This is a genomic window from Cupriavidus sp. 09_S30, from assembly GCF_056930435.1.
Window position 1 is genome coordinate 1,473,033 of the sequence record NZ_JBXOWI010000001.1, and the last position, 23,573, is coordinate 1,496,605.

Below are 23,573 nucleotides of genomic sequence, written 5' to 3' on the forward strand. Positions count from 1 at the left end.
CCAAGATGAGCTCAGCTGAGACGATGGCTTCAGGAGTGGACGCGGCGCCTTGGCATGCCATGGCGACCGACGAGGTGGAGCGGCGGTTCAGCGTCGATCCCGCGCAGGGCATCGATGCGGCGGATGCAGCCGCGCGGCTGGGCACCTACGGGCCGAACCGGCTGCCCCAAGGCAAGAAGAAAGGGCCGCTGGCGCGGTTCCTCGCCCAGTTCAACAATATCCTGATCTATGTCCTGCTTGCAGCCGGGTTCATCAAGCTGATGCTGAGCCTGTGGCTCGATGCTTCGATCATCTTCGCCGTCGTCATCCTCAATTCGCTGCTGGGCTTCCTGCAGGAAGGCCGTGCCGAGAAGGCGCTCGACTCGATTCGCAACATGCTGTCCGCGGAGGCGCGTGTGCTGCGTGGCGGGGCGGTTCGCCTCATCCCCGCCGAGGAGCTTGTTCCTGGCGACATCGTGCTGCTGGAATCGGGCGACAAGATCCCGGCTGACCTGCGCCTGCTCGACGCCAAGAACCTGCGCACGGAGGAGGCGGCGCTGACCGGCGAATCCGTACCCGCCGAGAAGACCACCGCTCCCGTGTCCGCCAAGGCCACGGTTGGAGACCGCGAGAACATGGCGTTTTCCGGCACCATGGTCGTGTCCGGCCGCGCAACCGGCGTCGTCGTGGCGACGGGGAGCCAGACGGAACTGGGCCGGATCAACCAGATGCTCGGCGAGGTCAGCGCGCTCGAGACGCCGCTGCTGCGCCAGATCAAGAAGTTCGGCTACGTCATTACGGCGGCCATCGGCTGCATCAGCGTGCTGCTCTTCTCCTGGGGGCACTGGTTCGGGCACATGACCTTCGTACAGCTGTTCCAGGCCGTCGTCGGCATTGCGGTATCGGTCATCCCGGAAGGCCTGCCGGCGCTGATCACCATCACGCTTGCGATCGGCGTGAAGCGCATGGCGCAGCGCAACGCCATCATCCGCCGCCTGCCGGCGGTCGAGACACTGGGCTCGGTCTCGCGCATCTGCTCGGACAAGACCGGCACGCTGACCCTGATGGAGATGATGGTGACTTCGGTCGTGACGGCCGAAAACGCCTATGCGGTAAGCGGCAACGGCTACGCACCTGAAGGCGAGGTCAGGGCGGGCGGGCAGCCGGTTGGCAATCCGCCGGAAGTGCTGGCGCTGATGGGCCGTGTGTCCCTGTTGTGCAACGACGCCGAGCTCTTTGAGGACGAAGGAAGATGGAAAGTGGAGGGTGACCCGACCGAAGGTGCCCTCTACCCATTTGCCGCCAAGCTCGGCATGGATCGTGCCGTCGAGGCGGCCGCCGCACCGCGGATCGACGCGATCCCCTTCGAGTCGGAGCACAAATTCATGGCAACGCTGAACCGCTCGGCGGACGCAGAGATGTTGCTGGTCAAGGGCGCGCCGGAAGTGATCCTTGACCACTGCGACCGGCAGCAGACGGCAAATGGTCCGGCGTCGCTCGATCGTGACCGTTTCGCCAGGGAGGGCGACCGGCTTGCCGCGCAGGGCGAACGGGTGCTGGGGCTGGCGTGGCTGCCGAGCCCGGGCCTCGAGGCGGGCGGGCTCGGGCCGCAGGACCTGCCGAAGACCCTTGTGCTTCTCGGACTCGTAGGCCTGATGGACCCGCCGCGCAAGGAGGCCATCGACGCCGTGCGGGAATGTCACGGCGGCGGCATCCGCGTGACGATGATCACGGGCGACCACAAGATCACGGCCGCGGCCATCGCGGGCATGCTTGGCATTGGCGACGGCAAGACCGCCGTGGCTGGAACCGAGATCGAGGCGATGAACGATGCGGCGCTGGAGGAATGCGTGCGCGACGTCGACGTCTTCGCCCGCGCCAGCCCCGAGCACAAGCTGAGGCTGGTGAAGGCGATCCAGGCCAATCGGCAGGTTGTCGCCATGACGGGCGATGGCGTCAACGATGCACCGGCACTCAAGAAGGCGGACATCGGCGTCGCAATGGGTATCAAGGGCACCGAGGTGACGAAGGAGGCGGCGGGCATGATCCTCGCCGACGACAATTTCGCCTCGATTTCCGCAGCGGTGAAGGAGGGCCGCACGGTCTACAACAACATCGAGAAGGCCATGCTCTTCATGTTGCCGACCAATGTCGCACAGGGTGCCGTGATCGCCATGGCGATCCTGTTCGGCTTCACGCTGCCGATCACCGCGCCGCAGGTCCTGTGGGTGAACATGGTCACCTCCGTCGCGCTCGGCCTTACCATTTCGTTTGAGCCCCACGAGGCAGACGTCATGCGTCGGCTGCCGCGCGCCATCGACCGGCCTATCGTCACCAGCTTCGGGATCTGGCGCATCCTCTTTGTCGGCGCGACGCTCGTGCTTTACACGCTCGCGGCCTTCTTCTGGATGAAGGCGCAGGGCGAATCGGACCAGATGGCACGCACGGCCGCCGTCAACGCCATCACGCTGGGCCAGGTCTTCTATCTTCTGAACAGCCGCTACCTGCTCGATTCTTCGCTGTCCCTGCGCGCCCACCTGGGCAATCCCTATCTCTGGTACGGAATAGGTGCTGTGATTGCGCTGCAAATCCTGTTCACCTACGCGCCGCCTTTCCATGCGGTCTTCGACACCGAGGCGCTGCCCCTCTCGGACTGGCCCTGGCTTGTCGGCGGGGCAGTGCTGTTCTTCCTCGTGGTCGAGGTCGAGAAACTCATCATTCGGTCCATCCCGGCATTGACTGGATCTGTGACCGCTCAGGAGGTGGGAGCCGCCATGCGAGAGGTCTGAGCGCTTTCCTGATCAGGTGGTGCGCTCGTTTCGATACTGCAAGCTATAGCGCTATAGGGGCCTTTGTCATGCCATGAACGCCCGATCGACCCTGGCTCGACGGATGCGCATCGTTGCGCTCGCGCTTGTCGTGCTCATCTTTGATCAGCCAACCCCCGCGCTACGTATCTGAACAGGATTGGGGCTAGATCCTGGTGGCCGGCATCCAGCCATTGGCCGCACTGGCCTGCGCCACCTGCTGCGCGATCGAATCGCCCAGCCGCTCGGCCAGCGCGGGAATGCTGTCACGCTTCAGTTCCGACGCGCCGTGCAAGCCGGCGCCTGCCGCGGCGGCCGTCGCCACGTGGCCGACCGCGGTGCCCACCCCGGCGGTCTCCGCCATGCCGGGCATGTGCCCGCTGTCCGCGTTGGCGGCGAAGCTCTGCAGCGGCATCGGCGCGCCGCCGGCGGGCTTGTACAGGACCTGGACCTGGGCACCGACTTCGCTCTTGCCCGCACCCAGGCCGATCAGCATGCGGCGGCGGCGCCTGCCTTCATCGATCTTCTCCAGGTCGCCCTCGACGATCAGTGCATTGGCAGCGGCGGGCACGGGACCGGTCGCGCGCACGGCGGGCAGGCCCATCGACCGAAGCTTGTGCACGATGGCGTCGGCCAGCTGCTCCTGCGCCTGGCGCGCCGTGTCGGCCTGCGTGCCGGCATCCGTCGCGCCGCTGGCCGTCGTCTTCAGGCGGCTGGCCATGCCCGTGTCCAGCTTTACTTCGCCGGCGCTGGCCGCGAAGGGGTAGACGTAGATGATGTCCGCGCGCGCAACCGGCCGGGCTTGGGCCGGCGTCACCTGGGTGATGGCCTCAGCGCAGCCCGCTGTCAGGAGCGATGCTGCCGCGAAAACGGCGAGCAGCAGGCGCGAGGCGTTGTTGGCAAGGAAGCGCAGGGGGTGGAGGGTAGCTTGCATGTCGATCCTGTCAGGGGCACGTCGGTGCCGTTGCTTGTCGATGAGAAACACGATGTCACCGACAATCCTTCGATCCGCAGGATCACAAACCATCGGAGATCACACCAGCGTGTGCTGCGTAACGGCTTGTGGCCTGCGCTGCAACGCTGCGCAAAGTATGGGAAAAAGCGGCGGCGGGCGCCATTGATCAATTATGTCGCCGCATGTCAGCCTGCCCTCTGCGGCCTCGCGGGCCTCGCGGGCCTCGCGGGCCTCGCGGGCCTCGCGGGCCTCGCGGGCCTCGCCGGCATCGAAGAGCGCGCTGCCGCGCGCGACGGCATGCGAGCGCGTCACGGCGTGTGCCGGCTGGCCGTTGTGCAAAGCCAGGCACCAGCGATGTCGAAAACGCGCACGAAAGCGCTAGCCGGGAGACACCTGCAGCGGCAGGGCCACCACGGCTTCCAGGCCGCCGCCGTCGCGCGGGCGGAAATGCAGCGAGCCGCCGTGCAGGCGCGCGATGCGATCCACGATGGCCAGGCCGAGGCCGGTGCCGCCAGCGTGGCTCTGGGCGTTGCGGCCGCGGCTGAAGGGTGCCTTGAGCGCCTCCAGTTCCTGCGCGCTGATGGTGTTGCCCCGGTCGCAGATGGCGACGCAGGCCATGTCGCCCTCACGCCAGGTGCGCACGGCCAGGCCACTCTTGCCATAGACGACGGCGTTCTGCATCAGGTTCATCAACAGCCGCATCAGGCTGACCGGCCGGAACGGCAGCGTCGGCAGCGCGCCGAGCGATAGCTCGAACGCGTGGCCGAGGCCGGCGAAATCCGCCGCCAGCTGGCTGACCAGGGCATTCAGGTCGCCGGCCTGCAGTAGTTCGCGCTCGCCGCTGCCGGCGTAGTCCATGAACTGCTGCAGGATGGTGTCGATCTGGTCCAGGTAGCCTTCCACGGATGCCACGAAGGCTTCGTCGCTGCCGCGCGGGATGGCCATCGCCATGGCCAGGCGCAGCTTGGTGAGCGGCGTGCGGATATCGTGCGACACGCCGGCCAGCATCAGGGAGCGCGTGGTTTCGGCCTGCTGCAAGGCCTGCGTCATCTGGTTGAACGCGGTGCTGACCTGGGCGATTTCCGTCGGCCCGTTAGTGGGCAGCGGCACCGGCTCCATGCCGGCGCTGAGCTCGCGCGCGGCGCGCGCCAGGTCCTGCAACGGGCGGTTGATGTGCAGATGGATCAGGTAGCCCGTCAGCGCGGCCAAGAGGGCAAGGGCCGCCGACAGCAGGATGGTGGCGGTGAGGCCACCCGCGCGCGCATCCTCGATCACGGGCAGGGGCAGCCAGGCGGGCGAGCCGGGCCGGCCGGCCCCGTGCAGGCGGATCCACAGCCGCTCGTCCCCTCCTGCCTGCCAGCGCACCATGATGTCGGGCGGCAGGCGGCGCCGCAGCACGGCCATGAAGATGTCGCGCTGATAGGTGCGGAAGAAGCGCAGCAGGCTGGGCGGCGGCTCCGGTTCGGCGGACGGCGGTGGCTGCGCCTGCGCGCCGAGGCGGGCGACCTCGGCGATGGCCGCGTCGGGCGGCAAGGCGGCCAGCATGGCGTCCAGGGTCAACACGTAGCCGGCGAAGACTTCGGCAGCGCGTTCGAGGCGCGGGCGCTGCACGAAATGCAGCAGCACAGCCAGCGAGCACGCCTGAGAAAGCGCCACCAGCGCCACCAGCAAGGCGATGTTGCGCGTCAGCAGCGAGCGGGGCAGCACGGGTCGCATCACGGTTCGACGCCAGCCGGTTCGACGCCAGCCACGAGCATGTAGCCGATGCCCCACACGGTCTTGATGAAGCGCGGTTTCGACGGATCGTCTTCGATGATCTGGCGCAGCCGCAGGATCTGCACGTCGATGCTGCGGTCGAGTGCGTCGTGGTCCCGGCCGCGCGCGCGCGCCAGCAGGTTGTCGCGGCTGACTGCGCGGTTCGGTGACAGCCCTAAGGCGTGCAGCAACAGCATCTGCGCCGAATGGATCTCGACCGGCTCGCCGCGGCGCTGCAGGGTTTGCTTGCCGACATCGAACTGGAACTCGCCGAAGCGCAGGGTCTGCGTGGTCACGGTCGGGTCGCCTGCCGCCATCTTCTGCCGGCGCAGCAACGCGCGGATGCGCGCCACCAGTTCGTCCGGCACGAAGGGTTTGGCGAGATAGTCGTCGGCGCCCGTCTCCAGCCCGGTCACCCTGTCCACCGGATCGCCCTTCGCGGTCAGCATCAGGATCGGCAGCGTCTGGCCTTCGGCGCGCAGGCGGCGGCAGACGGTGAGGCCGTCCTCGGGCGCCATCATCAGGTCCAGCACGAGCAGGTCATAGGGCTCGCGTTGCAGGTAGCGATCGAGCTGCTTGCCGTCGCCGACCACGCGCACGCGGAAACCGTGTCCGCTCAGGAAGCGCTGCAGCATATTGCGCAGCTCGGCTTCGTCGTCGAGCACGATGATCCTGTTTTCCTGTTCCATGCTGGGTCTCCGGCAATGGTCGGGGGAGGGCGGCCGGGCATCAGCGGGCCAATCAGCGGGCCATCGACTTCTGCTGCATGAACGCCGCGATCTGCGGCAGCGTGACGAATCCGGCCCGCTGCGTGTCGATCTCGTCGAAGTACCGCGCCACCATCGGCATGCCGGCTGCAGCCTGCTCCCGGGTCAGCATGCCGTCATGCGTGGTGTTGGCATTGGCGAAGCGGGTTTCCAGCTGCTGCATGGCGTGCTCGATGCGCGCGCCGCCGCCCGTCGGCGGCGTCAGGCTCTGCGCGGAAGCGCCTACAGAAACAATACACAAGATAAGGGCCGCGACGTGCTTCTTCATGAGGTTCTCCAGGGTTTGGTCGGGGTGCAGGGCCACAGTCGAGCCCGCAGTCGAGTCATTTAGGGGGGCTCGGCGCCAAGGGCCCGGCGCCAGGCCGGCGGACAACGCCCGCTGCCGTCAGGCCCAGTGCGCAGGCACCCAGACGCGGCCGGCCCAGTGTCCCGGCACCCACACTGCCGCAGGCCGGGCGGGCGCCACGTAGACGGCGCGCGGGGCGACATACACCGCCGCGGGGCGCGCTGCCACGACCGCGACCGGCGGGGGCGGCGGCGCAGCGACATACACAACTTTCGGCGGGGGCGGCGGCGCAACGACCACCACCTTGGGCGGCGGCGGGGGCGGCGCGACGTAGGTCACCTTGGCCGGCGGCGGGGCAACGTAGACGGCGGTCGTGGTGCTCGGCGGGGGCGGGGCAATGGGCGCTGTTACTGCCGCCACGGTCACCGGTGCGGTGCCGACCGCGACAGTGCCGCTCACCGTGGTCACCGTGCCGCCGGCCGCGACCGTGCTGCCATGTACCACCATCGTGCCGCTCCCCGTGGTCACCACGCCGGGTGCGACGCGCGTTGCGCTGCCCGCGTGGGTGACGGTGCCGCCGTTGGTGCCGGTCACGGTGCCTGAGCGGTCGCAGGTCCCGCCCGCGCAACTGGTCGATGCGGCATGGCTGACGGTGTTGCCGTTCGATCCGGTGATCGTGCCGGAGGAGGCGTACTGGCCCGGGGCCTCGCGCGTCACGCTGCCTGAGGTGGTGGCGGTCTGGCCGTCGGGGCCGGTGAGGTTGCCCGTGTGCGAACAGGTGCCGCTCGCGCAGCTGGTACTGCCGTTGTGCTCCACGGCGCGCCCATTCGGCCCGGTTGCCGTGCCGCTGTTCGAGAACTGGCCGGGTGCGGTGCGCGTCACCGTGCCGGTGTTCGTCGCCACGCGGCCGTCGGGGCCGATCACGCCACCGGCGTGCGAGCAGCTTCCGCCGCTGCATGCGCCGGCATGCGCGCCGTTGTAGACGCCGTGCGGCGTGTAGGCGGTGCCGTGGCCGCTCCAGGCCGCAAGGGCGGGAGTGCTGGAAAAGATCAGCAGCGCGCTGGCGGCTGCAATCACGTGTCGGGGGTTCATGGGGAGTCCTTCGCGTTCAAGGTGGGTGCACGCACTGCGGCGTGGCAACGGGACGGACTATAGGCAGGCAGGGCACGGAAGTCGCCCTGGAAAACATGTCGCGCGGTTACACGGGAACAGCGGCCTCGGCCGTGACATGCGCCGACATAGTTTGCGCATGGCGCTTGCCGCCGCCGCCCCCTACATTGCCCTCACCCGACGCGACAGCGGTCACTACCGAAAGCGGCGCGTCCAATCTTGAAGAGGCAGTGCACATCATGCTTACCACCGGAAGAATCGCGCTCTACGTCACATCGTTCGTCGTTGCTGTCTCGCTGGTCGAGGCCTGCATCCTTACCTGGAAGGCCCGCCGCGGCGGCAAGCCATTCGACTGGTCCGAGGTCTGGCTCTCGCTGGGTGACCTGGCCGGCCGCAAGCTGTTCGCGCTGCTGCCGCTTTCGCTGGCCACCCCCATCTTCCAGTTCGCCTGGGAACACCGCATCTTTACTGTCTCGCTCAACAGTGCGCTGATGGTGTTGCTGCTCTTTATCGGGCAAGAGTTCTGCTACTACTGGTACCACCGCGCGTCGCACCGCATCCGCTTCTTCTGGTCGACGCACGCGGTCCATCATTCGCCGAACCAGCTGACCCTGGCATCCGCCTACCGTCTTGGCTGGACGGGCAAGCTGACCGGTACCGCGATGTTCTTCGTGCCGCTCGTGTTCCTGGGCGTGCGCCCCGAGGTCGTGCTCGCGACCGTGAGCTTCAACCTCCTGTACCAGTTCTGGCTGCACAACACGTGGATGCCCAAGCTGGGCTGGTTCGAATACGTGTTCAACACGCCGTCGGCGCACCGCGTGCACCACGCCTCGAATATCGACTACCTCGATGCCAACTATGGCGGCGTGCTGATCGTGTTCGACCGCCTCTTCGGCACCTATGTCGAAGAACGCGCCGACGAGCCCTGCCGCTATGGCCTGGTGACGCCGTCGCACACCCGCAACCCGATCGTCAACCAGTTCGAGCACTGGGTCAGCCTGGCGCGCGACATCGCCGCTGCCGGCAGCCTCTGGACCGCGATCCGCTACGTGTTCATGCCGCCGGGCTGGCGCGCCGATGGCAAGGGCGAGACCACGGAGAACCTGCGCCGCCAGGGCCGTGATGCCCAGCCGACGGTTGCCGTGAGCGGCAGCCTGCGGTGAGAGGAGGGGCGGCGGGCAGGGCGCCACGCCCCTTGTCTTGTCCGCCTGCCCCCCAGGCTGCGCCGGTTTTTCCTAAACTCAAGTTCTACCCAGTGCGAGGCGCAAAGCGGCAGACATGGCGCCTTGCCTTGCGTACCGGCATCGCGGTTCCAGGCGGAGGGCGTGACATGGAATTCCTCAACTCCGGCAAGGTCCTCCCGGCGGGACTGCCATTCTCTGAATGCGTGCGGGTCGGCCAGTTGCTATTTCTGTCGGGACAGATGGGCATCGTGCCTGGCACGACGCGGCTCGTGCCAGGCGGCATGCGCGAAGAAGCCAAGCAGACCCTGACGAATATCCGCATCACGCTCGAGGCCCACGGGCTTTCGCTTCAGCGCGTTGCCAAGTGCACCATCCTGTTGGCCGACATCAGCGAATGGCAGGCCTTCAACGACGTCTACAAGGAGTTCTTCCAGGAGCCGTATCCCGCGCGCAGCGCGCTGGGCACGAGCGGGCTGGCGCTGGGCGCCAGGGTGGAAGTGGATTGCATCGCCGCGTTCGAGTAGCCGGCGGCCATCGGCCGATGGCGCGGCGACGACGACATAGGCTTAACTGAACGGCATTGCCGCTCAGGCCTGCGCTTGCGCCATGGCCCGCCGCAGCACCGCCAGCACGCGCGGATCGGCTGATTGCGCTACGTTGAAGCGCATGAACCCCGAGGCCGTCTGCGACACGCTGAAGACATTGCCCGGCGCGAGCACGACATTGTCCTCGAGGGCCACGCGGGCCAGGGCGGTGGAATCCTGCCCCGGCGGCAGGCGACACCAGAGGTAGAAGCCGCCGCGCGGCATCAGCCAGGGCTGGATGCCCAGCGGCGCCAGCCGGTCGGCCGTGTCGCGCCGGGCGTGCGCCAGGCGGCGGCGCAGTTCTTCCATATGCTTGCGGTAGCCGCCACTGACCAGCACCTGCGCGATCAGCTCGGCCGCCACGGGGCTCGGGCCGCCGAAACTGGTCGCGACCTGCAGGTCGACCAGCCCGTCGATCCAGTCCGGCCGCGCGGCGATGTAGCCGCAGCGGACCGAGGCCGACAGCGTTTTCGAGAAACTGCCCACCCGGATCACGCGGTCGAGCCCGTCGAGCACGGCCAGCCGCGGCGACGGTTCCGGCTCGAAGTCGGCAAAGATGTCGTCCTCGACGATGGTCAGGTCGTGCGCCGCCGCCGCGCTCAGGATGCGGTAGGCGGCCTGCGGCGACATTGTGGCGCCGGTCGGGTTGTGCAGCGCGGAGTTGGTCAGGTAAAGGCGTGGCCGCTCTGCAGCCAGCGCCGCTTCGAAGGCGGCCAGATCGGGGCCGGCGGGCGTGTAGGGTACGCCGATAATCCTGGCCTGGTGCGCGCGCAGCAGCGCCCGGAAATTGAAGTAGCAAGGATCGTCGACCAGCACGGCGTCGCCGGGCCGCAGTAGGAAGCGGCAGATCAAGTCGAGCGCCTGTGTGCCCGAACCCGTCAGCAGGAGCTGCTCGGGCGCGGCGTCCAGGCCCTCTTCGGCAAAGCGGCCCAGCAGCAGGCGCCGCAGTGCCGGCGAGCCCCGTGTGCTGCCATAGTCGGCCAGCAGCGCGTCGTCGGCCCGTGCCAGCGTGCGCAAGGCGCGGCGCAAGGCGGGGTGCGGCATCCAGTCCTCCGGCAGCCAGCCGCAGCCGGGCTTCAATGCCGAGGGGTTGGCGTCCAGAGACTGCCGCGACACCCAGAATGGATCCACGGCCCCGTCGCGCCTGGGTTCGGCGGCCGCCAGCGCCATCGGCGGCAGGCCGGTACCCGCGACATAGAAACCGGAGCCGCGCCGGGCCCGGATCAGCCCCTGCGCCGCCAGGCGGTCGTAGGCCTCCACCACCGTGGACGGCGATACGCCCATGGTTTCGGCGAAGCGCCGGATCGAAGGCAGGCGGTCGCCGGAAACCAGTGCGCGGCTCGCCACCTTCATGCGGATGGCCGCCATCACCTTGCCGGTTTGTGTGTTGTCTGTGTCCTGCATGCGCACTCAGCGGAAGAGGATTGTGTGGTTAACCATATCCATACAGTTCTTCCAGATTGTATGGGAGTGTCACTACCCCTGCCAGCCGCCATTGCCTAGCATCCTGTTTTCAGGAGCGAACGAAGATGGCGCGGACGGCAAAAGGGTTGGTCAGCGGGTTGGGCAGCGGGTGGGGCAGCGGACTGGTGGGCGTGGTGATCTTCAGCGGATCCTTGCCGGCAACGCGGGTGGCCGTCGGTGGCTTCTCGCCGGTGTTTCTCACCTCGGCGCGGGCCGTCATCGCGGCGCTGCTGGGGGCGGTCTTCCTGGCGGCGCTGCGGCAGGGTCGGCCGGCACGGCGGGACCTTGCCTCGCTGGCCGTCATTGCGCTTGGTGTGGTGGTGGGCTTCCCTTTGCTCACGGCGCTGGCGCTCCAGCACATCACCTCGGCCCGCTCCATTGTTTTCATCGGCCTGCTGCCGCTGTCCACTGCCATCTTCGGCGTGCTGCGCGGCGGTGAGCGGCCCAGGCCGGTGTTCTGGCTGTTCTCGGGCCTCGGTGCCGCCACGGTGGCAGGCTTCTCGATGCTCAACGGAGGATCCGGCTCGCTCGCGGGCGACCTGCTGATGGTGGCCGCCGTCGTGCTGTGCGGCCTTGGCTACGCCGAAGGCGCCGTGTTGTCGCGGCGGCTCGGCGGCTGGCAGGTCATCTCCTGGTCCCTGCTGCTCGCGCTGCCGATGATGGCCGCGCTGGCGCTGTTCACCTTGCCGGCCACCTGGCACGGCATCGGCGGTGCGGCCTGGCTGGGGCTTGGCTATGTGTCCGTCTTCAGCATGCTGGTGGGCTTTATCTTCTGGTACCGCGGGCTGGCATTGGGAGGGATCGCCGGGGTGGGGCAGCTGCAGTTGCTGCAGCCCTTGCTCGGGCTGCTGCTGGCGGGTCTCCTGCTGCGCGAGCCGGTCGCATGGACGATGATCGTCGCCACCGGGGCGGTGGTGCTGTGCGTTGCCGGGGCCAAGCGCTTCGCGTGAAGCGCTCGCCGGCCACGCGGCTGCCGCGCTACGGCTAGCAGCCAACGCGGCTTGCGTTGCCTAGGCAGCCTGCATTGCGCGCCGGTACGCATTCGGCGGTGCGCCGTGCGCATCGCGAAAGCGGTGGCTGAAGTGGGCCGCGTTCGCATAGCCGCACTGCGCGGCGACCTGGGCGAGCGGGAGCGTGGTCGTCTTCAGCAGCGAACGCGCCCGCGCCAGGCGCTGCTCGGCAATCCAGGCGTGCGGCGCATGGCCGAACGAGGCGCGGAACATGCGCGTGAAGTGATATTCGGACAGGGCAGCAAGCCCGGCCAGTTCCCCGACCGTCAGCGGCTGGGTGAGGTGCGCGTCGATGTAGTCGCGCAGGCGGCGCCGTACCGTCGCAGACAGGCCGCCCTTGAGGCGCGCGTCGGCGCGGTTCATGCTCTGCCCACGCAGCAGCAGGCTCAGCACGGCATGGGCGGCTTCGTTGACACGCAGCCTGCCGTCGGCATCGTTCCAGCGCTCCAGCATGAGCGCCCGGCAGAGCTCCACGATGCGCGCGTCCTCGAAGTAGGTACGGTCCGCCAGCGTCAGCTCGCGCGGTTCGCGGTCGAGTTCCTGCACCGCGCGGCGTGTGAAATGCTCGGGCAGGAAATACAAATGCAGGAAGTGCATTTCGCCACGCACCCACCAGCGCGACTCATGATCGCTCGGCAGCGCGCAGAGCCGGCTCGGTGCGCCGTAGCCGGGCACCTTCTGGCGCTCGGTACGGTAGCCGCCATCCAGGTAGCACGAGAGCGTGTGGTGGCCGGGCTGCGCGTAAGTCGTCTCGGTTTCCTCGGTGATGCGCGTCCATTCGGCAATGGCCAGGCCGTCGCCCAGCCAGGCAAAGCGTTCCAGCGTGGCATTGGCCTCGCGCAGCGTGCGGCAGACGGATTGCAGCCCGAAAGGGGTCTCTCCGGCAGGGGCGGCAACGGCACCGGCACCGGGCAAGGGCAGGCCGTCGCCGGCGGGGGCATAGGGGCGGTTGCGCATGATAGCGCCCAGTATAAGGGTGACGCGGGGGCGCCGCGGGCGCGGGATCCGGCCGCTACAGAAAAACCGCAGTTCTGGACAATCCGCAGGTGGTGCGGGGCGGCATCATCGGGTCGACGGCGCGGCTCCGTTCCGCCACCTCATGACCCAATTGCAATGAACGCCTTCCTCTATCTCCTCACGGTGCTGATCTGGGGCACCACATGGATCGCCATCAAGTGGCAGCTCGGCACCGTGCCGCCGCCGGTGTCGATCGCCTGGCGCTTCTGGCTCGCGGCCGCGGTGCTGTTCGCGCTGCTGCGCCTGATGCGCAGGTCCGTGCGCGTGCCGCGCGCGGCATGGCGCTTTCTCGCCGCGCAAGGCATTGCGCTCTTCTGTTTCAATTTCCTGTGCTTCTACTATGCCGAACAGGTCGTGCCCAGCGGGCTGGTGGCGGTGGTGTTCTCCATCGCGCCGCTGCTCAACGCTGTCAATGGCCGCCTCTTCATGGGCCGCCCGCTGCAGCCTTCTGCCATCCTCGGCGCGCTGCTGGGCCTGGTCGGCATCGGCTGTCTGTTCTACCAGCAGATGGCGGGACATATCGGCGACCATGCCCTCTGGCAGGGGCTGGCAATCGCCTTCGCCGGCACGATGTGCTTTTCGACGGGGAGCCTGCTGTCCAGCCGGATGCAGTCGATGGGCCTGCACCCGCTGGTGACCAACGCCTGGGCCATGCTGATCGGCGCCGCGGTACTGACCGTGGGCAGCCTGCTCGCCGGGTTGCCATTCCGGTTGGAGGCCAGCCCGCTCTACATCGGCGCGTTGATCTACCTGGCCGTGCCGGGCTCCGTGATCGGATTCACGGCATACCTGACATTGGTCGGCCGGATCGGCCCGGAACGCGCCGCGTATTGCACCGTGCTGTTCCCGATCGTCGCGCTGGCACTGTCGACGGTGTTCGAAGGTTATCGATGGTCCGTGCTGGCGGTGCTGGGGCTGGTCCTCGTGGTGGCGGGCAACCTGGTGGCGTTCGACCTGACACGCCGGCTGTCGGTCCGACGAGCCTGATCGTAACGGCACGCCCGCGGCTGAGGGCGATGATGGAATGCGGCGGCGGCCCGGCTGATGCATGCTTGTCATCGCGTTGCGCAAAGAAATGCGAGCGGGTCATCCGCGACATTGCGATGAAACGATGAAACAAGAGGGAGTCTCTGCCGAGATTCCTGCCTTGTTCTAATGCGCGCCTATCCTCCCGCTACAGTTCAGTTGGCGATGCGCGGTTCAATATATCAAGACGTGATATATCTGTGATCCGTGCAGATGCTATCGCCAATCGGCCGGTTGGCATGCGGGAATGGCTGGCCGCCGTGCTGTCATCCTTCTGACATGTTTCGCAGGCGGCACACTCTTGTTCTTGTCACGGCGCGCGGCAGGCAGTAGAGTTTCCGGCGCCGCAATGGCAGCGCAAGATCGGTCGCCATTGTGATGTGACTAAAAGAGGTGCGACGGGCTCGCCACAGCCACGTTAGACACTGACAGGAGACCTTTCAATATGTCGACCTACGCCCAGGTCCGTTCCGCCACGTCATCCGATCTGCTGGCGATTGCCTCCCTGCTGGAAACATGCGGCCTTGCCACGACCGGCCTGACGCGAATCCTGGAAAACTTCCACGTTGCGCTGTGCGACGGCATCCTGATCGGTTGTGCGGCTGCCGTGCGCCTCGGCCAGGCCATCGTGATCCGCTCCGTAGCCGTGGCGCCCGCGTATCGGGACAGAGGGATTGCGAGCCGGCTGGTGGAGTTGCTGCTGGTTCGCGCACGCGGCACGGAGGCGAGGCATGCGTTTCTTCTCTCGTCGTCGGCTCCCGCCTATTTTGCGCGCTGGGGGTTCTCGCATATTCCCATCGAGGTCGCCCCTGCTGAGGTGCAGGCCATGACGGATACGCATGCCGCGTTTCCGTCGATGGCGTTATGCATGCGCTGCGAATTGCGCTAAGCGTAAGCCGTTCGAAAGGCGGGTGCCCTTTCGCTTCGCGCGATGCAGCGGGGCAGTAAAGAGAATGCTTTCGGATTGGACCGCTCAGCGCCTGCTTGAAAATGCGCGTCATGCCCAGGCGGGCGCCCAGTGTCTTGTCGCGTGCCGGCGCCGCGAAAGGACGCAGGCTCCCCGCCTTCGCAGGGATGACAAGTGGAAGGCCCGCCTGTAGAAAGGCCACACCACACGTTTTTTCGTTGCAGGATCCTGCGGGTTCTCGATATATTTTCTTGTCGAGACGCCACGGACGAGGTTCGCTCATGACAGTCTTCGTTGCGCATGATCGCGCCACCGCGATCGCGCATATCAATGCCCGCCTGGTTGGAACGGTGGATCTCGACTACGAGACCGCCTGGCAAGACGCGCTGGAGCTTCGCAGTCTTGGAGAGAAATACGGGGTCGCGGTGCAATTCCGCACCATCGAGCATGTTGCCGTGCGTTCTCCGGAGGCGCTCGTGCGCGGGCTGCGGGCGCCGAAATCCACGTTCCGGCAGCGGCATCTCTACTGCATGTTCGACCTCATGGACCTGCCGGAGCCGAGCCTGAGCGAACTCGAGGCCCGAGCGATCCAGAATGGCGACTACATCCTGGCGGGACACCTGCTGAGAGAAACGACCCTCACTTGGGAGTGAGGGGAAAATCGTGCAGCCGGCGCACTGAGGGGTATCCGCGCCGCCGATACGTACGCCGACACGCCAGGCGAGCGGTATCGGGGCGCGAGTCCTTTTGTTTTGGCGTCAGGCCAGGGCAGGGTAGTCGATATACCCTTCTGCGCCCGGGTGATAGTAGGTCTCAGGGCGCGGCACGTTGAGCTCGGCATCCAGCCGCAGCCGGTGCGGCAGGTCGGGGTTGGCGATGAACAACTGGCCGAAGGCGACCGCATCGGCCTCGCCGGCGGCCAGCACCTGCTGGGCGCTCTGCTTGGTCATCTTCTCATTGGCGATGTAGACGCCGCCGAAGGCTGCCTTCAGTGCCGGCCCGAGGCGGCCTTCGCCCAGCGCCTCGCGCGCGCAGAGGAAGGCGATGCCGCGCTTGCCGAGTTCGCGTGCCACATAGCCAAAGGTGGCCGCCGGGTCGGAGTCGCCCATGGTGTGCGCGTCGCCGCGCGGCGCCAGGTGCACGCCGACTCTGCCGGCACCCCACACCGCAATGCAGGCGTCGGTGATTTCCAGCAGCAGCCGCGCACGGTTCTCGATCGGGCCGCCATAGGCGTCGGTGCGCTGGTTGGTGGAATCCTGCAGGAACTGGTCGATCAGGTAGCCGTTGGCGGCGTGCACTTCCACGCCGTCGAAGCCCGCCTTCTTGGCGTTCTCCGCGCCGTGGCGGAAGGCGGCGACGATGCCGGGGATTTCCTCGGTGTCCAGCGCGCGCGGCGTCACATAGGCACGCTTGGGACGCACCAGGCTGACATTGCCCTGCGCGGGGATGGCGCTCGGCGCCACCGGCAGCTCACCGTCCAGGAACACCGGGTCGGAGATGCGGCCCACGTGCCAGAGCTGCAGGAAGATGCGGCCGCCGGCGGCGTGTACTGCGTCGGTCACCTGCTTCCAGCCGGCCACCTGGGCGTCGGACCAGATGCCGGGGGTGTCGGCATAGCCGACGCCCTGCGGCGTGACCGCGGTAGCCTCGGAGAGGATCAGGCCGGCCGACGCGCGCTGCACGTAGTACTCGGCCATCATGGCATTCGGCACGCGCTGGCCGCCGACCGCGCGGGAGCGCGTCAGTGGCGCCATGACGACGCGGTTGGGCAGTCTCGAGATCGCCGACACGGATGGGATCGAAGAGAGAGGACATGGTTGTTTGCCTTGGCGGTTGAGTGGGAGAAACACCGGGCCGCTGCCACGGCATGACGCCGTGGGCATATGGCCCGCGCGGCTCAAAGATCCTGGTGGAGTTGGTCGAGGAAGGCCTGGATGGTCTCCTCGTCACGCTTGAAGAAAACCCATTGCCCGATGCGCTTGGCACGCACCAGCCCGGCGCGCTGCAGCGTGGCCAGGTGCGCGGACACCGTCGATTGCGACAGCCCTGCATAGGCATCGATCAGCCCCGCGCAGACACCCAGGTCGAGCGGATACTCCTGTGCGGAGAAGTACGCCTCCGGCGTGCGCAGCCACGCCAGGATGTTCCGTCGCACGGGATTCGCGAGCGCCTTGTGGATTGCGTCCACGTCCAGCGCGGGCTTCTCGCCGGCAGCGCCCGGGGCGCTTTGTTTCGCTGTCTTGCGAACCATATATCGGGAAGTCTTCAAATTTATATTGGAAATTTACGATACATCGAACGGGCCTGCTTGACGCGCTTCGATGACCCTGTCGCCTGTATGGGGGATCTGCGGATCGGGTGCATCCAGATGTGAAGGAAGCCACTCTTGGTGGCATCGGCGGCCCAGCCTTGCCGCCGGCCGCCACCCTTTGCCCCGGTGAGCCGCCTGCCAATGAGGCCGCCACGCGGTCCGATGCGGTCAATTGCGCGCTTTCACCGCTTTCGGCTCGGACAACGCTGATAATCGTTACGTCGACGCTGACCAGCGCTTCCGCCAATGTTATCCTTCGTGCCCCTTTCTGCCAGTCGAGAGGGGATAACAGCATTTCAGGAAGGATTTCATGTATCGCGCTTTCAGGCTGGTTGCGTCTACCGCCTTGTTTCTCGGCATCACCACCGCCGCTCATGCGGCAGCTGATTTTGCAGCTTGCCAGCAGTTCTTCGCCCAAGGGGCAATTCCACAGGTCCACAACACCCAGAGTCTGAAGCCGCGAGCGCTGTGTTTCGACTCGTTCGCGATCCTGCATTCGGGCACCACGAAGACCCCCGTCTACGTGGCCGAGCGGATGAATGCGGCGCAGGTGGAGGATGCGCAGGACGAGCAGCGGACCAATAAGTTCTTCGCCGACGCGCGCCTGCCCCGCGCCGAGCGCGCGGAGCTGGATGATTACAAGGGCTCCGGATATGACCGGGGCCATATGGCGCCGGCCGGGGACATGCCCAATGCCACCGCGATGGCGCAGAGCTTCTCGCTGGCCAATATGGTGCCGCAGGCCCCGCAGAACAATCGCAAGAGCTGGGCCGGCATCGAGAAGGCGACGCGCAAGTACATCAAGCGCGCCAAGGGCGACGTCTATGTCATCACGGGACCGGTATTCAGCCAAGCGCCCAGCACGATCGGCCCCGGCCAGGTATGGGTGCCGCAGTATCTCTTCAAGCTCGTCTACGACCCGACGACGCATCGCGCCTGGGCGCACTGGATCGCGAACTCAGACTCGGCCCGGGCCGAGCGCCCCATCACGTACCGCGAACTGGTCAAGCGCACCGGCATCGAATTCCTGCCCGGCGTGACGCTGACGGAGTGAAGCGGTTCGAAGAGATGGTGCCGCCGCCGGCGGCCGCGCCAACTCTTCCCGGCGATGGCCCGGGCCACGGCCATCGCTGCGCTTTGAAAGAAAACCGCGCGCTTGTGAGCTACATTGATTTCAGGCGCGCGGCGATCCATGAGGTCACCGTACGCAGGCAGGCCGCATGAGGGGCCGGCCCAAATGGATCGAGGTGATGGCACACGGCCGGTGCCAGGCCGGGTGAGAATCGATGCAGCCGCGCGAGGGTTCCCCGAAGTGGAGCCGCTTCTATATCCTGGATGACAAGAACCGGCCGGTGCAGGTATTCGACCGCGATTCTTGGTCGCGCTGGATGGCGGAGAACGACCTGGTCTTCCGCCGCACCTTGCTGGAGCAGTCCGGCTGCACGGTGACGACGCGCTTTCGCGGCGTGTCGGAAGCCGCGCCGAAGGACACGCCCTTGTTCATCACGCGCGTGACGGGACTGCCCGCGGGCGCTGGCGAGAGTCAGGGCGAAAGCTACGGCGCCCCGACGCTGGATGCGGCGCTGGAGCAGCACGAGCGCATCGTACAGGAGTTGCTGCGCGTGCTGACCGGGCGATGAAGGGGCGATGAAGGTGCGATGACGGCCGCGCGCCTTTGTCCGAACGCCGGTCCCAGGGACGGTGTCCAAGCTATGTCGCAGGCCACGTCGCGGAGGCGCTGCCATGACAGACGTTTCCTTCCTATCTGCGCACGCCGCCCACGGCCAGTGGCAGGAAGCGCTGGCCGAGTGCCAGCGGCAACTGGACACCCAGGCTGCGCTGCGCCAGGCGCGGGAAGGCGCGGCAGCGCCGCTCACGCTCGGCTGGTGCTATCTGAGCGACTACTACGCCGCGTCGGCCGATGCGATCCTGGCCGCGCTGCAACAGAACTGGCCCGGCATCGCCTGGGTCGGTATGGATGCCGTGGGGGTATGCGCCTGCGGCACCGAGTACATCGACGAGCCGGCCATGGTCCTGATGGTGGCGCCTCTGCCGCGCGGCACCTTCCGGCTGTTCTCCGGGCGCCGGCCGCTGCCAGGCACGGCATCCGGCTTCACCGCCCATACCGCGCTGGTGCACGCCGATGGCAGCACCCCGGATATCCAGGATCTGCTGCGGGAACTGAGCAGCCGCACCGCCACCGGCTACCTGTTCGGCGGCCTGTCGTCGGCTCGCGACCAGGCGTTCCATATTGCCGATGACGTCCTGACTGGCGGCCTGTCCGGCGTCCTGTTCGGCCCCGAGGTCGGCCTGATCTCGCGCGTGACGCAGGGTTGCCAGCCGATCGGGCCGACGCGCACCGTGACCCGCGCCGACCGCAATCTGCTCTTCACGCTGGATGGCAAGCCTGCCCTGGATTGTGTGCTGCAGGATCTCGGCCTGGCGCACGACGCGCCGGTCGAAGAAGTGTCCGACGCCCTGTCCACCACGCTGGCAGGATTGGGCACGGGCGAGGACGACGCGCCGCACCTGCCAGGAACGTTCGGTGCCGACACAGTGGTGCGCCATGTGATCGGCGTGGACGTGCAGCACCGGGTACTGGCGCTGGCCGACATGGCCGAGCCCGGCATGCGGCTGGCGTTCTGCACGCGCAATCCGGAAGCCGCGCTCGCGGACATCATCCGCATGGCGAGCGAGATCCGCACCGAGATCGAGCGCGGAACGGCAGGGCGGGCCGCCGGCGCGCTCTACATCAGTTGCTCGGGCCGGGGCGGGCCACATTTCGGCGCCCCGAATGCCGAACTGGAGACCGTGCGCCGCGCACTGGGCGATCTGCCCCTGGCGGGATTCTTCGCCGGTGGCGAGATTGCCCGGGACCACCTGTATGGCTACACCGGGGTGCTCACGGTCTTCGCCGCGCCGTAAGCGATTTGAGCGATCTGAGCGATCTGAGCGATCATGCGCCACTTGCTGGAAGCCCGCCTGGTCAACGACACCTTCGGCGATCCGGGTCTGCTGGTGGACTTCCTTGAGGAGCGGCGCGCGCTGCTGTTCGACCTTGGTGATATCACCGGGCTGATGCCGCGCCAGTTGATGCGCTTGTCGCATGTGTTCGTCACCCACGCGCACATGGACCATTTTTCCGGCTTCGACCACCTGCTGCGCGTACTGCTCGGGCGCAAGCCGCGCATCGTGCTGGTCGGCGGGCCGGGATTCGCGGCACAGGTCGAGCACAAGCTGCGGGCCTATTCGTGGAATGTGGTCGATCGCTACGATATGGAACTGGTGGTCGAGGCACGCGAGCTTTGCCTCGATGGGCAGATGCACAGCGCCTGCTTTTCGAGCCGCCAAGGCTTCGCCAGGCAGGCCGGGGCTTCCATCGCACGCAACGGCGATATCGTCCATGACGAAGCCGCCTTCCGGGTGCGCGCCTGCTTTGTCGACCACGGCATCCCCTGCCTGGCCTATCTGCTGGAGGAGAAGGTAAGGCTCGGCATCCACAAGGAGCGGCTGGCCGCATCGGGCCTGACGACCGGCGCCTGGCTGCGCGAGCTGAAGCATGCCGTCCTGAGCGGCGCGGCCGACGACGCGCCCATCCTGGTGCAGTGGCGAGACCGGCAGGGCGACCATGCCGTGACCCGCCAGGTCGGCGAGTTGAGCGAGTTCATCCTCGACGCCGAGGCGGGCCGGCGCATCGGCTACGCCACCGATCTGCGCTATACGGAGGCGAACGTGCAGGCCGTGGCGCAACTGATGCAAGGGGTGGACCAGTTCTTCATCGAAAGCATGTTCCTGGACCGGGACGGGGCGCACGCGCTGCGCAAGCACCATCTGACTGCCGCCCAGGCGGGCTGGATCGCGCGCCGGGCGGGTGCCAGGGCCGTCACGCCGTTTCATTTCTCGCCCCGCTACCATGGCCGCGGCGAAGCGCTCGCTGCCGAGGTGCGGGCTGCGTGGTCAGGACAGGACCGGCGGGCGGCTTGTCCGGCCTGAGCCGCACGCCGCGAATCTGCAAGCACGGGTGAGGCCGGCCGGAATCCATCCCGGCGGGGGCCGGGATGGTTCAGCAAGGGCAGGAGAGGATCGAAAAGGCGCCGTGCCGCGCGCTCTCGCCTCAGATACTGAGCCTGTTGATCTTGGTGCCGTTCAGCGAGACGTCGAACATCAGGCCCGCGTTGGTCTGCACGAAGCCGACCACCGGCTGCTGGCTGGTGAGGGTGTCGATCTGGCCGTTGGCGCCAACCTTCACAATCGACACATTCGCATCGACGCCCGCGGTCCAGCCGCTGCTGGATACGAACTTCTGGTAGGCATCTGGCGTCATGAACATGATGAAGATTGCCTTGGACTGTGCACCGGCGGTGAACCCGAAGGAACCACTTGTCGTACTGAAGTAGCCCACGGTGCCACCGTGCGCGCGCAGTGCCCCATCGCCATGCTCGGCGCCGACGATGAAGCCGGCGGAGAGCACGCGGGGGAACACCAGAACGCCCTGCGCACGCTGAGCCAATTCATGCGAACCGCCCACCGACGAATACAAGCGGTTGAGCGCGCCATCGACACCCGCATCGATTTCCTTTCTCCTGGCTGCCGGGTCCGAAGAACTGCCGCTGGTCGTCGTGCAGCCCGCTGCGAACGCGGTCGCGACGACAAGTCCTGATCCGGCAATCCGGGTAACAAAATGGCGTCGATTCATGGGTACCTCCTTCTGAGAAAAGTACTGATGCGAGCACATCATCTTGAGGCAGCCAGGACGGCCATTCCATCCCCTTACTTTGCTTGAGATGGGGCTGCTGTCTACATACTAGGCCGGGATTGTCATGCTGCACATGCTCGATGGTGGCTACGACACTTCCGTTCCCCTGGCATCCGCCAGACCCCCGGCGTTTGTAAGGTTCTGTGCCAAACCTTCCCGTTCAGCCTCTCCCGTAGCAGAGGCGACGATGCTGCCGATTCTCATTCTCCCGTTGCCTGCAGCCGACCCGATTTCACCGCCGCCTTCAGGGTCGCCCAGTCCGCTTCATTGCGCTCGGCATAGGCGAGGGCAAACTGCTGGATAGCCTCGTCGAAAGCGTCCGATTTGCCGACATACCCCAGGATCAGCGCGGGATCGCCGGCTTTTGCCATCGAACGGGCCAGCGCGTGTCCGCATGACACTGCGTACTCGCTCAGATCCTCTGCGTCGAAGGTATTGATGTCGAACGCGCCCTTCATGTCGCGCAGCTGACGCACGTAAAAGTCATTGCCTGTTGCTCGCATCTTGGACCAGCCGAGGAAAATGTCGGTGGCCGATTGCAGCAGGCGCTGCCCGGTCGCTACCCGCTGGCCGTGGTTGGCAAACTTGCTTGCCGGCAGGTAGTCCTCCAGCACGGATGCGCGCGCCTCCTTGACCTGCAGGAACAGTGGGCTCTTCCCATCGGCCATGAACAGCGCCTCGTAGCAGCGCGTTCCAACCGACCCCACCCCGACCACGCGCACGGCCATATCGACCAGCTCGTAGCGATCGAACAGTGCCCGCCGCTCGACAGGCAGAGTCTGCCGGTACTCGGCGAAGAACTGCCTCACTGTGTTGTGGAACTGCTGCGCTTCCTTGCGTTTTCTCAGGGGAAAGTGGTAAACGAGCGGCGGCACGTCCTTGATGCGCAGCTTGCCATTGACAAGTTCTGTGGCATGGCTCAGGACAAGCCGGGACGATTGTTGCCGGGCCTTGCTGATGATTGCCGCCTCCTTCTCCCTTTCTTGGACCGAGTCGGCAATGGCCAGCATGTCTTCGGCCGCGAACTGGTAATACCAGACGTCGAGCGTATCCATCGTGCTGAATTCGGCCATGCACTGGCGGAACGTCGCACACAGCCGGCGCACGATGGCACGCTGCTCGCGCGTGCCGAGGCCGCGCTGGCGGGCGGCGATGACGAAGGAAGCGGCGAGCCTGCGTACATCCCAGTCAAAGGGGCCCGGCAGCGTCTCATCGAAATCATTGGGCCCGAACAGGATGCGGCGCTCCGGGCTCGCAAACAGGCCGAAATTTGCCAGGTGCGCATCTCCGCCTAGCTGCACGATGATGTCCGTACGTGGCAGCCTGGACAGGTCAAAGGCCATCAGCGGTGCGGCGCCGCGATAGAAGGCGAACGGGTTTGCCAGCATGCGGCCGTAGCGGATAGGTATCAGGTTCGGCAGCCTGCCGGCATTGGATGCCTCGAGCAGGGCGATCGCGTCCCGGTCCACTCCCGTGCACGTTGCAAGCTGAGCGCGGGGCACGCGCTGGCGCGCGGCCTTGCCGGCAGCGATGCGTGATGCCCGTGAGCCGCGGCCCGCAAACAGCCCCTCAAGGTTCTCCGGCAGTGGCGCGGGCTGTGGCTCCGCGTGTTCCGCTGGCGCTGCTCTGCGCTGTGTCTCGGCGATCTTTGGCAT

General features: G+C 66.9%; 23 protein-coding genes and 1 pseudogene. 12 read left to right on the forward strand and 12 right to left on the reverse strand.

Annotated features, from left to right (window positions below; genetic code table 11):
• Window positions 1-5 precede the first annotated feature (5 nt).
• A complete protein-coding gene (locus tag AC1Z3O_RS07050) occupies window positions 6-2,768 on the forward strand; it encodes an HAD-IC family P-type ATPase (RefSeq protein WP_483514681.1) in 2,763 nt (920 codons plus the stop codon).
• 184 nt (window positions 2,769-2,952) lie between these two features.
• Here the strand turns inward: AC1Z3O_RS07050 and AC1Z3O_RS07055 are convergent, their stop codons facing one another.
• From AC1Z3O_RS07055 to AC1Z3O_RS07080, 6 genes are all read right to left on the reverse strand, one after another.
• The gene (locus AC1Z3O_RS07055) at window positions 2,953-3,720 is read right to left on the reverse strand and encodes a DUF4410 domain-containing protein (protein ID WP_483514683.1); all 768 of its coding nucleotides are present in this window, start codon (window positions 3,718-3,720) and stop codon (window positions 2,953-2,955) included.
• Window positions 3,721-3,819: 99 nt separating this feature from the next.
• Window positions 3,820-4,080, reverse strand: a complete 261-nt coding sequence (locus AC1Z3O_RS07060) for a hypothetical protein (RefSeq protein ID WP_483514684.1) — start codon at window positions 4,078-4,080, stop codon at window positions 3,820-3,822.
• A 39-nt stretch (window positions 4,081-4,119) separates the two neighbouring features.
• Window positions 4,120-5,457 (reverse strand): ATP-binding protein, encoded by a 1,338-nt coding sequence (locus tag AC1Z3O_RS07065; protein ID WP_483517537.1) that lies wholly within the window; start codon window positions 5,455-5,457, stop codon window positions 4,120-4,122.
• Window positions 5,457-6,185 carry a response regulator gene (locus AC1Z3O_RS07070; protein ID WP_483514686.1) on the reverse strand — a complete coding sequence of 243 codons (729 nt, stop codon included), beginning with the start codon at window positions 6,183-6,185 and terminating at the stop codon, window positions 5,457-5,459. Before AC1Z3O_RS07070 ends, AC1Z3O_RS07065 begins: the two co-directional genes overlap by 1 nt.
• Window positions 6,186-6,237: 52 nt before the next feature.
• The gene (locus AC1Z3O_RS07075; RefSeq protein WP_483514687.1) at window positions 6,238-6,531 is read right to left on the reverse strand and encodes an EF-hand domain-containing protein; all 294 of its coding nucleotides are present in this window, start codon (window positions 6,529-6,531) and stop codon (window positions 6,238-6,240) included.
• A 117-nt stretch (window positions 6,532-6,648) separates the two neighbouring features.
• Complete coding sequence (locus AC1Z3O_RS07080) at window positions 6,649-7,641, reverse strand: hypothetical protein (RefSeq protein ID WP_483514688.1); 993 nt, start codon at window positions 7,639-7,641, stop codon at window positions 6,649-6,651.
• Window positions 7,642-7,898: 257 nt separating this feature from the next.
• On the opposite strand from AC1Z3O_RS07080, the gene AC1Z3O_RS07085 reads away from it, so the two are divergent.
• Both AC1Z3O_RS07085 and AC1Z3O_RS07090 read left to right on the forward strand, forming a co-directional pair.
• A complete protein-coding gene (locus AC1Z3O_RS07085; protein WP_483514690.1) occupies window positions 7,899-8,822 on the forward strand; it encodes a sterol desaturase family protein in 924 nt (307 codons plus the stop codon).
• A gap of 167 nt (window positions 8,823-8,989) precedes the next feature.
• On the forward strand, window positions 8,990-9,367 hold the full coding sequence (locus AC1Z3O_RS07090; RefSeq protein ID WP_483514692.1) for a RidA family protein: 378 nt from the start codon (window positions 8,990-8,992) through the stop codon (window positions 9,365-9,367).
• 63 nt (window positions 9,368-9,430) lie between these two features.
• Here the strand turns inward: AC1Z3O_RS07090 and AC1Z3O_RS07095 are convergent, their stop codons facing one another.
• Window positions 9,431-10,831 carry an aminotransferase-like domain-containing protein gene (locus AC1Z3O_RS07095; protein ID WP_483514694.1) on the reverse strand — a complete coding sequence of 467 codons (1,401 nt, stop codon included), beginning with the start codon at window positions 10,829-10,831 and terminating at the stop codon, window positions 9,431-9,433.
• 125 nt (window positions 10,832-10,956) lie between these two features.
• On the opposite strand from AC1Z3O_RS07095, the gene AC1Z3O_RS07100 reads away from it, so the two are divergent.
• On the forward strand, window positions 10,957-11,841 hold the full coding sequence (locus AC1Z3O_RS07100; RefSeq protein ID WP_483514695.1) for a DMT family transporter: 885 nt from the start codon (window positions 10,957-10,959) through the stop codon (window positions 11,839-11,841).
• 60 nt (window positions 11,842-11,901) lie between these two features.
• Here the strand turns inward: AC1Z3O_RS07100 and AC1Z3O_RS07105 are convergent, their stop codons facing one another.
• A complete protein-coding gene (locus AC1Z3O_RS07105) occupies window positions 11,902-12,858 on the reverse strand; it encodes a helix-turn-helix domain-containing protein (RefSeq protein WP_483514696.1) in 957 nt (318 codons plus the stop codon).
• Between the two features lie 156 nt (window positions 12,859-13,014).
• Between AC1Z3O_RS07105 and AC1Z3O_RS07110 the strand changes: the two genes are divergently transcribed.
• The 3 genes from AC1Z3O_RS07110 (at window position 13,015) to AC1Z3O_RS07120 (ending at window position 15,504) form a co-directional block, all read left to right on the forward strand.
• Window positions 13,015-13,905, forward strand: a complete 891-nt coding sequence (locus AC1Z3O_RS07110) for a DMT family transporter (RefSeq protein WP_483514698.1) — start codon at window positions 13,015-13,017, stop codon at window positions 13,903-13,905.
• A gap of 484 nt (window positions 13,906-14,389) precedes the next feature.
• The gene (locus AC1Z3O_RS07115) at window positions 14,390-14,833 is read left to right on the forward strand and encodes a GNAT family N-acetyltransferase (RefSeq protein ID WP_483514699.1); all 444 of its coding nucleotides are present in this window, start codon (window positions 14,390-14,392) and stop codon (window positions 14,831-14,833) included.
• Window positions 14,834-15,132: 299 nt separating this feature from the next.
• Window positions 15,133-15,504 (forward strand): PHA-granule associated protein 4, encoded by a 372-nt coding sequence (locus AC1Z3O_RS07120; protein ID WP_483514701.1) that lies wholly within the window; start codon window positions 15,133-15,135, stop codon window positions 15,502-15,504.
• A gap of 105 nt (window positions 15,505-15,609) precedes the next feature.
• Here AC1Z3O_RS07120 and AC1Z3O_RS07125 read toward each other — a convergent pair.
• A pseudogene (locus AC1Z3O_RS07125) lies at window positions 15,610-16,666 on the reverse strand (alkene reductase).
• An 82-nt stretch (window positions 16,667-16,748) separates the two neighbouring features.
• Window positions 16,749-17,102, reverse strand: a complete 354-nt coding sequence (locus AC1Z3O_RS07130; RefSeq protein WP_483514703.1) for an ArsR/SmtB family transcription factor — start codon at window positions 17,100-17,102, stop codon at window positions 16,749-16,751.
• A gap of 370 nt (window positions 17,103-17,472) precedes the next feature.
• Here AC1Z3O_RS07130 and AC1Z3O_RS07135 point away from each other — a divergent pair, with 370 nt between their 5' ends.
• From AC1Z3O_RS07135 to AC1Z3O_RS07155, 5 genes are all read left to right on the forward strand, one after another.
• Window positions 17,473-18,216: a DNA/RNA non-specific endonuclease gene (locus AC1Z3O_RS07135; RefSeq protein ID WP_483514705.1), complete on the forward strand. Its 744-nt coding sequence runs from the start codon at window positions 17,473-17,475 to the stop codon at window positions 18,214-18,216.
• Window positions 18,213-18,386: a hypothetical protein gene (locus tag AC1Z3O_RS07140; protein WP_483514707.1), complete on the forward strand. Its 174-nt coding sequence runs from the start codon at window positions 18,213-18,215 to the stop codon at window positions 18,384-18,386. Before AC1Z3O_RS07135 ends, AC1Z3O_RS07140 begins: the two co-directional genes overlap by 4 nt.
• Window positions 18,387-18,448: 62 nt before the next feature.
• Entirely contained in the window at window positions 18,449-18,802 is a 354-nt protein-coding gene (locus AC1Z3O_RS07145; RefSeq protein WP_483514709.1) for a hypothetical protein, read from the forward strand.
• Window positions 18,803-18,905: 103 nt separating this feature from the next.
• Window positions 18,906-20,087, forward strand: coding sequence for an FIST signal transduction protein (locus AC1Z3O_RS07150; RefSeq protein WP_483514711.1), 1,182 nt, complete (start codon window positions 18,906-18,908; stop codon window positions 20,085-20,087).
• A gap of 33 nt (window positions 20,088-20,120) precedes the next feature.
• Window positions 20,121-21,155: a ribonuclease Z gene (locus tag AC1Z3O_RS07155; RefSeq protein WP_483514712.1), complete on the forward strand. Its 1,035-nt coding sequence runs from the start codon at window positions 20,121-20,123 to the stop codon at window positions 21,153-21,155.
• Between the two features lie 121 nt (window positions 21,156-21,276).
• On the opposite strand, the gene AC1Z3O_RS07160 is transcribed toward AC1Z3O_RS07155, so the two are convergent.
• Together AC1Z3O_RS07160 and AC1Z3O_RS07165 are read right to left on the reverse strand one after the other, a co-directional pair.
• A complete protein-coding gene (locus AC1Z3O_RS07160) occupies window positions 21,277-21,858 on the reverse strand; it encodes a BPSL1445 family SYLF domain-containing lipoprotein (protein WP_483514714.1) in 582 nt (193 codons plus the stop codon).
• 260 nt (window positions 21,859-22,118) lie between these two features.
• On the reverse strand, window positions 22,119-23,573 hold the full coding sequence (locus tag AC1Z3O_RS07165) for a DUF2252 domain-containing protein (protein ID WP_483514716.1): 1,455 nt from the start codon (window positions 23,571-23,573) through the stop codon (window positions 22,119-22,121).

What these genes read in the sequence shown, in the direction of transcription:
- AC1Z3O_RS07050 (WP_483514681.1), top strand. Translation starts at nt 6, where the DNA reads ATGAGCTCAGCTGAGACGATGGCTTCAGGAGTGGACGCGGCGCCTTGG.
- AC1Z3O_RS07055 (WP_483514683.1), bottom strand. Translation starts at nt 3,720, where the DNA reads ATGCAAGCTACCCTCCACCCCCTGCGCTTCCTTGCCAACAACGCCTCG.
- AC1Z3O_RS07065 (WP_483517537.1), bottom strand. Translation starts at nt 5,457, where the DNA reads ATGCGACCCGTGCTGCCCCGCTCGCTGCTGACGCGCAACATCGCCTTG.
- AC1Z3O_RS07070 (WP_483514686.1), bottom strand. Translation starts at nt 6,185, where the DNA reads ATGGAACAGGAAAACAGGATCATCGTGCTCGACGACGAAGCCGAGCTG.
- AC1Z3O_RS07075 (WP_483514687.1), bottom strand. Translation starts at nt 6,531, where the DNA reads ATGAAGAAGCACGTCGCGGCCCTTATCTTGTGTATTGTTTCTGTAGGC.
- AC1Z3O_RS07080 (WP_483514688.1), bottom strand. Translation starts at nt 7,641, where the DNA reads ATGAACCCCCGACACGTGATTGCAGCCGCCAGCGCGCTGCTGATCTTT.
- AC1Z3O_RS07085 (WP_483514690.1), top strand. Translation starts at nt 7,899, where the DNA reads ATGCTTACCACCGGAAGAATCGCGCTCTACGTCACATCGTTCGTCGTT.
- AC1Z3O_RS07090 (WP_483514692.1), top strand. Translation starts at nt 8,990, where the DNA reads ATGGAATTCCTCAACTCCGGCAAGGTCCTCCCGGCGGGACTGCCATTC.
- AC1Z3O_RS07095 (WP_483514694.1), bottom strand. Translation starts at nt 10,831, where the DNA reads ATGCAGGACACAGACAACACACAAACCGGCAAGGTGATGGCGGCCATC.
- AC1Z3O_RS07100 (WP_483514695.1), top strand. Translation starts at nt 10,957, where the DNA reads ATGGCGCGGACGGCAAAAGGGTTGGTCAGCGGGTTGGGCAGCGGGTGG.
- AC1Z3O_RS07105 (WP_483514696.1), bottom strand. Translation starts at nt 12,858, where the DNA reads ATGCGCAACCGCCCCTATGCCCCCGCCGGCGACGGCCTGCCCTTGCCC.
- AC1Z3O_RS07110 (WP_483514698.1), top strand. Translation starts at nt 13,015, where the DNA reads ATGAACGCCTTCCTCTATCTCCTCACGGTGCTGATCTGGGGCACCACA.
- AC1Z3O_RS07115 (WP_483514699.1), top strand. Translation starts at nt 14,390, where the DNA reads ATGTCGACCTACGCCCAGGTCCGTTCCGCCACGTCATCCGATCTGCTG.
- AC1Z3O_RS07120 (WP_483514701.1), top strand. Translation starts at nt 15,133, where the DNA reads ATGACAGTCTTCGTTGCGCATGATCGCGCCACCGCGATCGCGCATATC.
- AC1Z3O_RS07130 (WP_483514703.1), bottom strand. Translation starts at nt 17,102, where the DNA reads ATGGTTCGCAAGACAGCGAAACAAAGCGCCCCGGGCGCTGCCGGCGAG.
- AC1Z3O_RS07135 (WP_483514705.1), top strand. Translation starts at nt 17,473, where the DNA reads ATGTATCGCGCTTTCAGGCTGGTTGCGTCTACCGCCTTGTTTCTCGGC.
- AC1Z3O_RS07145 (WP_483514709.1), top strand. Translation starts at nt 18,449, where the DNA reads ATGCAGCCGCGCGAGGGTTCCCCGAAGTGGAGCCGCTTCTATATCCTG.
- AC1Z3O_RS07150 (WP_483514711.1), top strand. Translation starts at nt 18,906, where the DNA reads ATGACAGACGTTTCCTTCCTATCTGCGCACGCCGCCCACGGCCAGTGG.
- AC1Z3O_RS07155 (WP_483514712.1), top strand. Translation starts at nt 20,121, where the DNA reads ATGCGCCACTTGCTGGAAGCCCGCCTGGTCAACGACACCTTCGGCGAT.
- AC1Z3O_RS07160 (WP_483514714.1), bottom strand. Translation starts at nt 21,858, where the DNA reads ATGAATCGACGCCATTTTGTTACCCGGATTGCCGGATCAGGACTTGTC.
- AC1Z3O_RS07165 (WP_483514716.1), bottom strand. Translation starts at nt 23,573, where the DNA reads ATGCCAAAGATCGCCGAGACACAGCGCAGAGCAGCGCCAGCGGAACAC.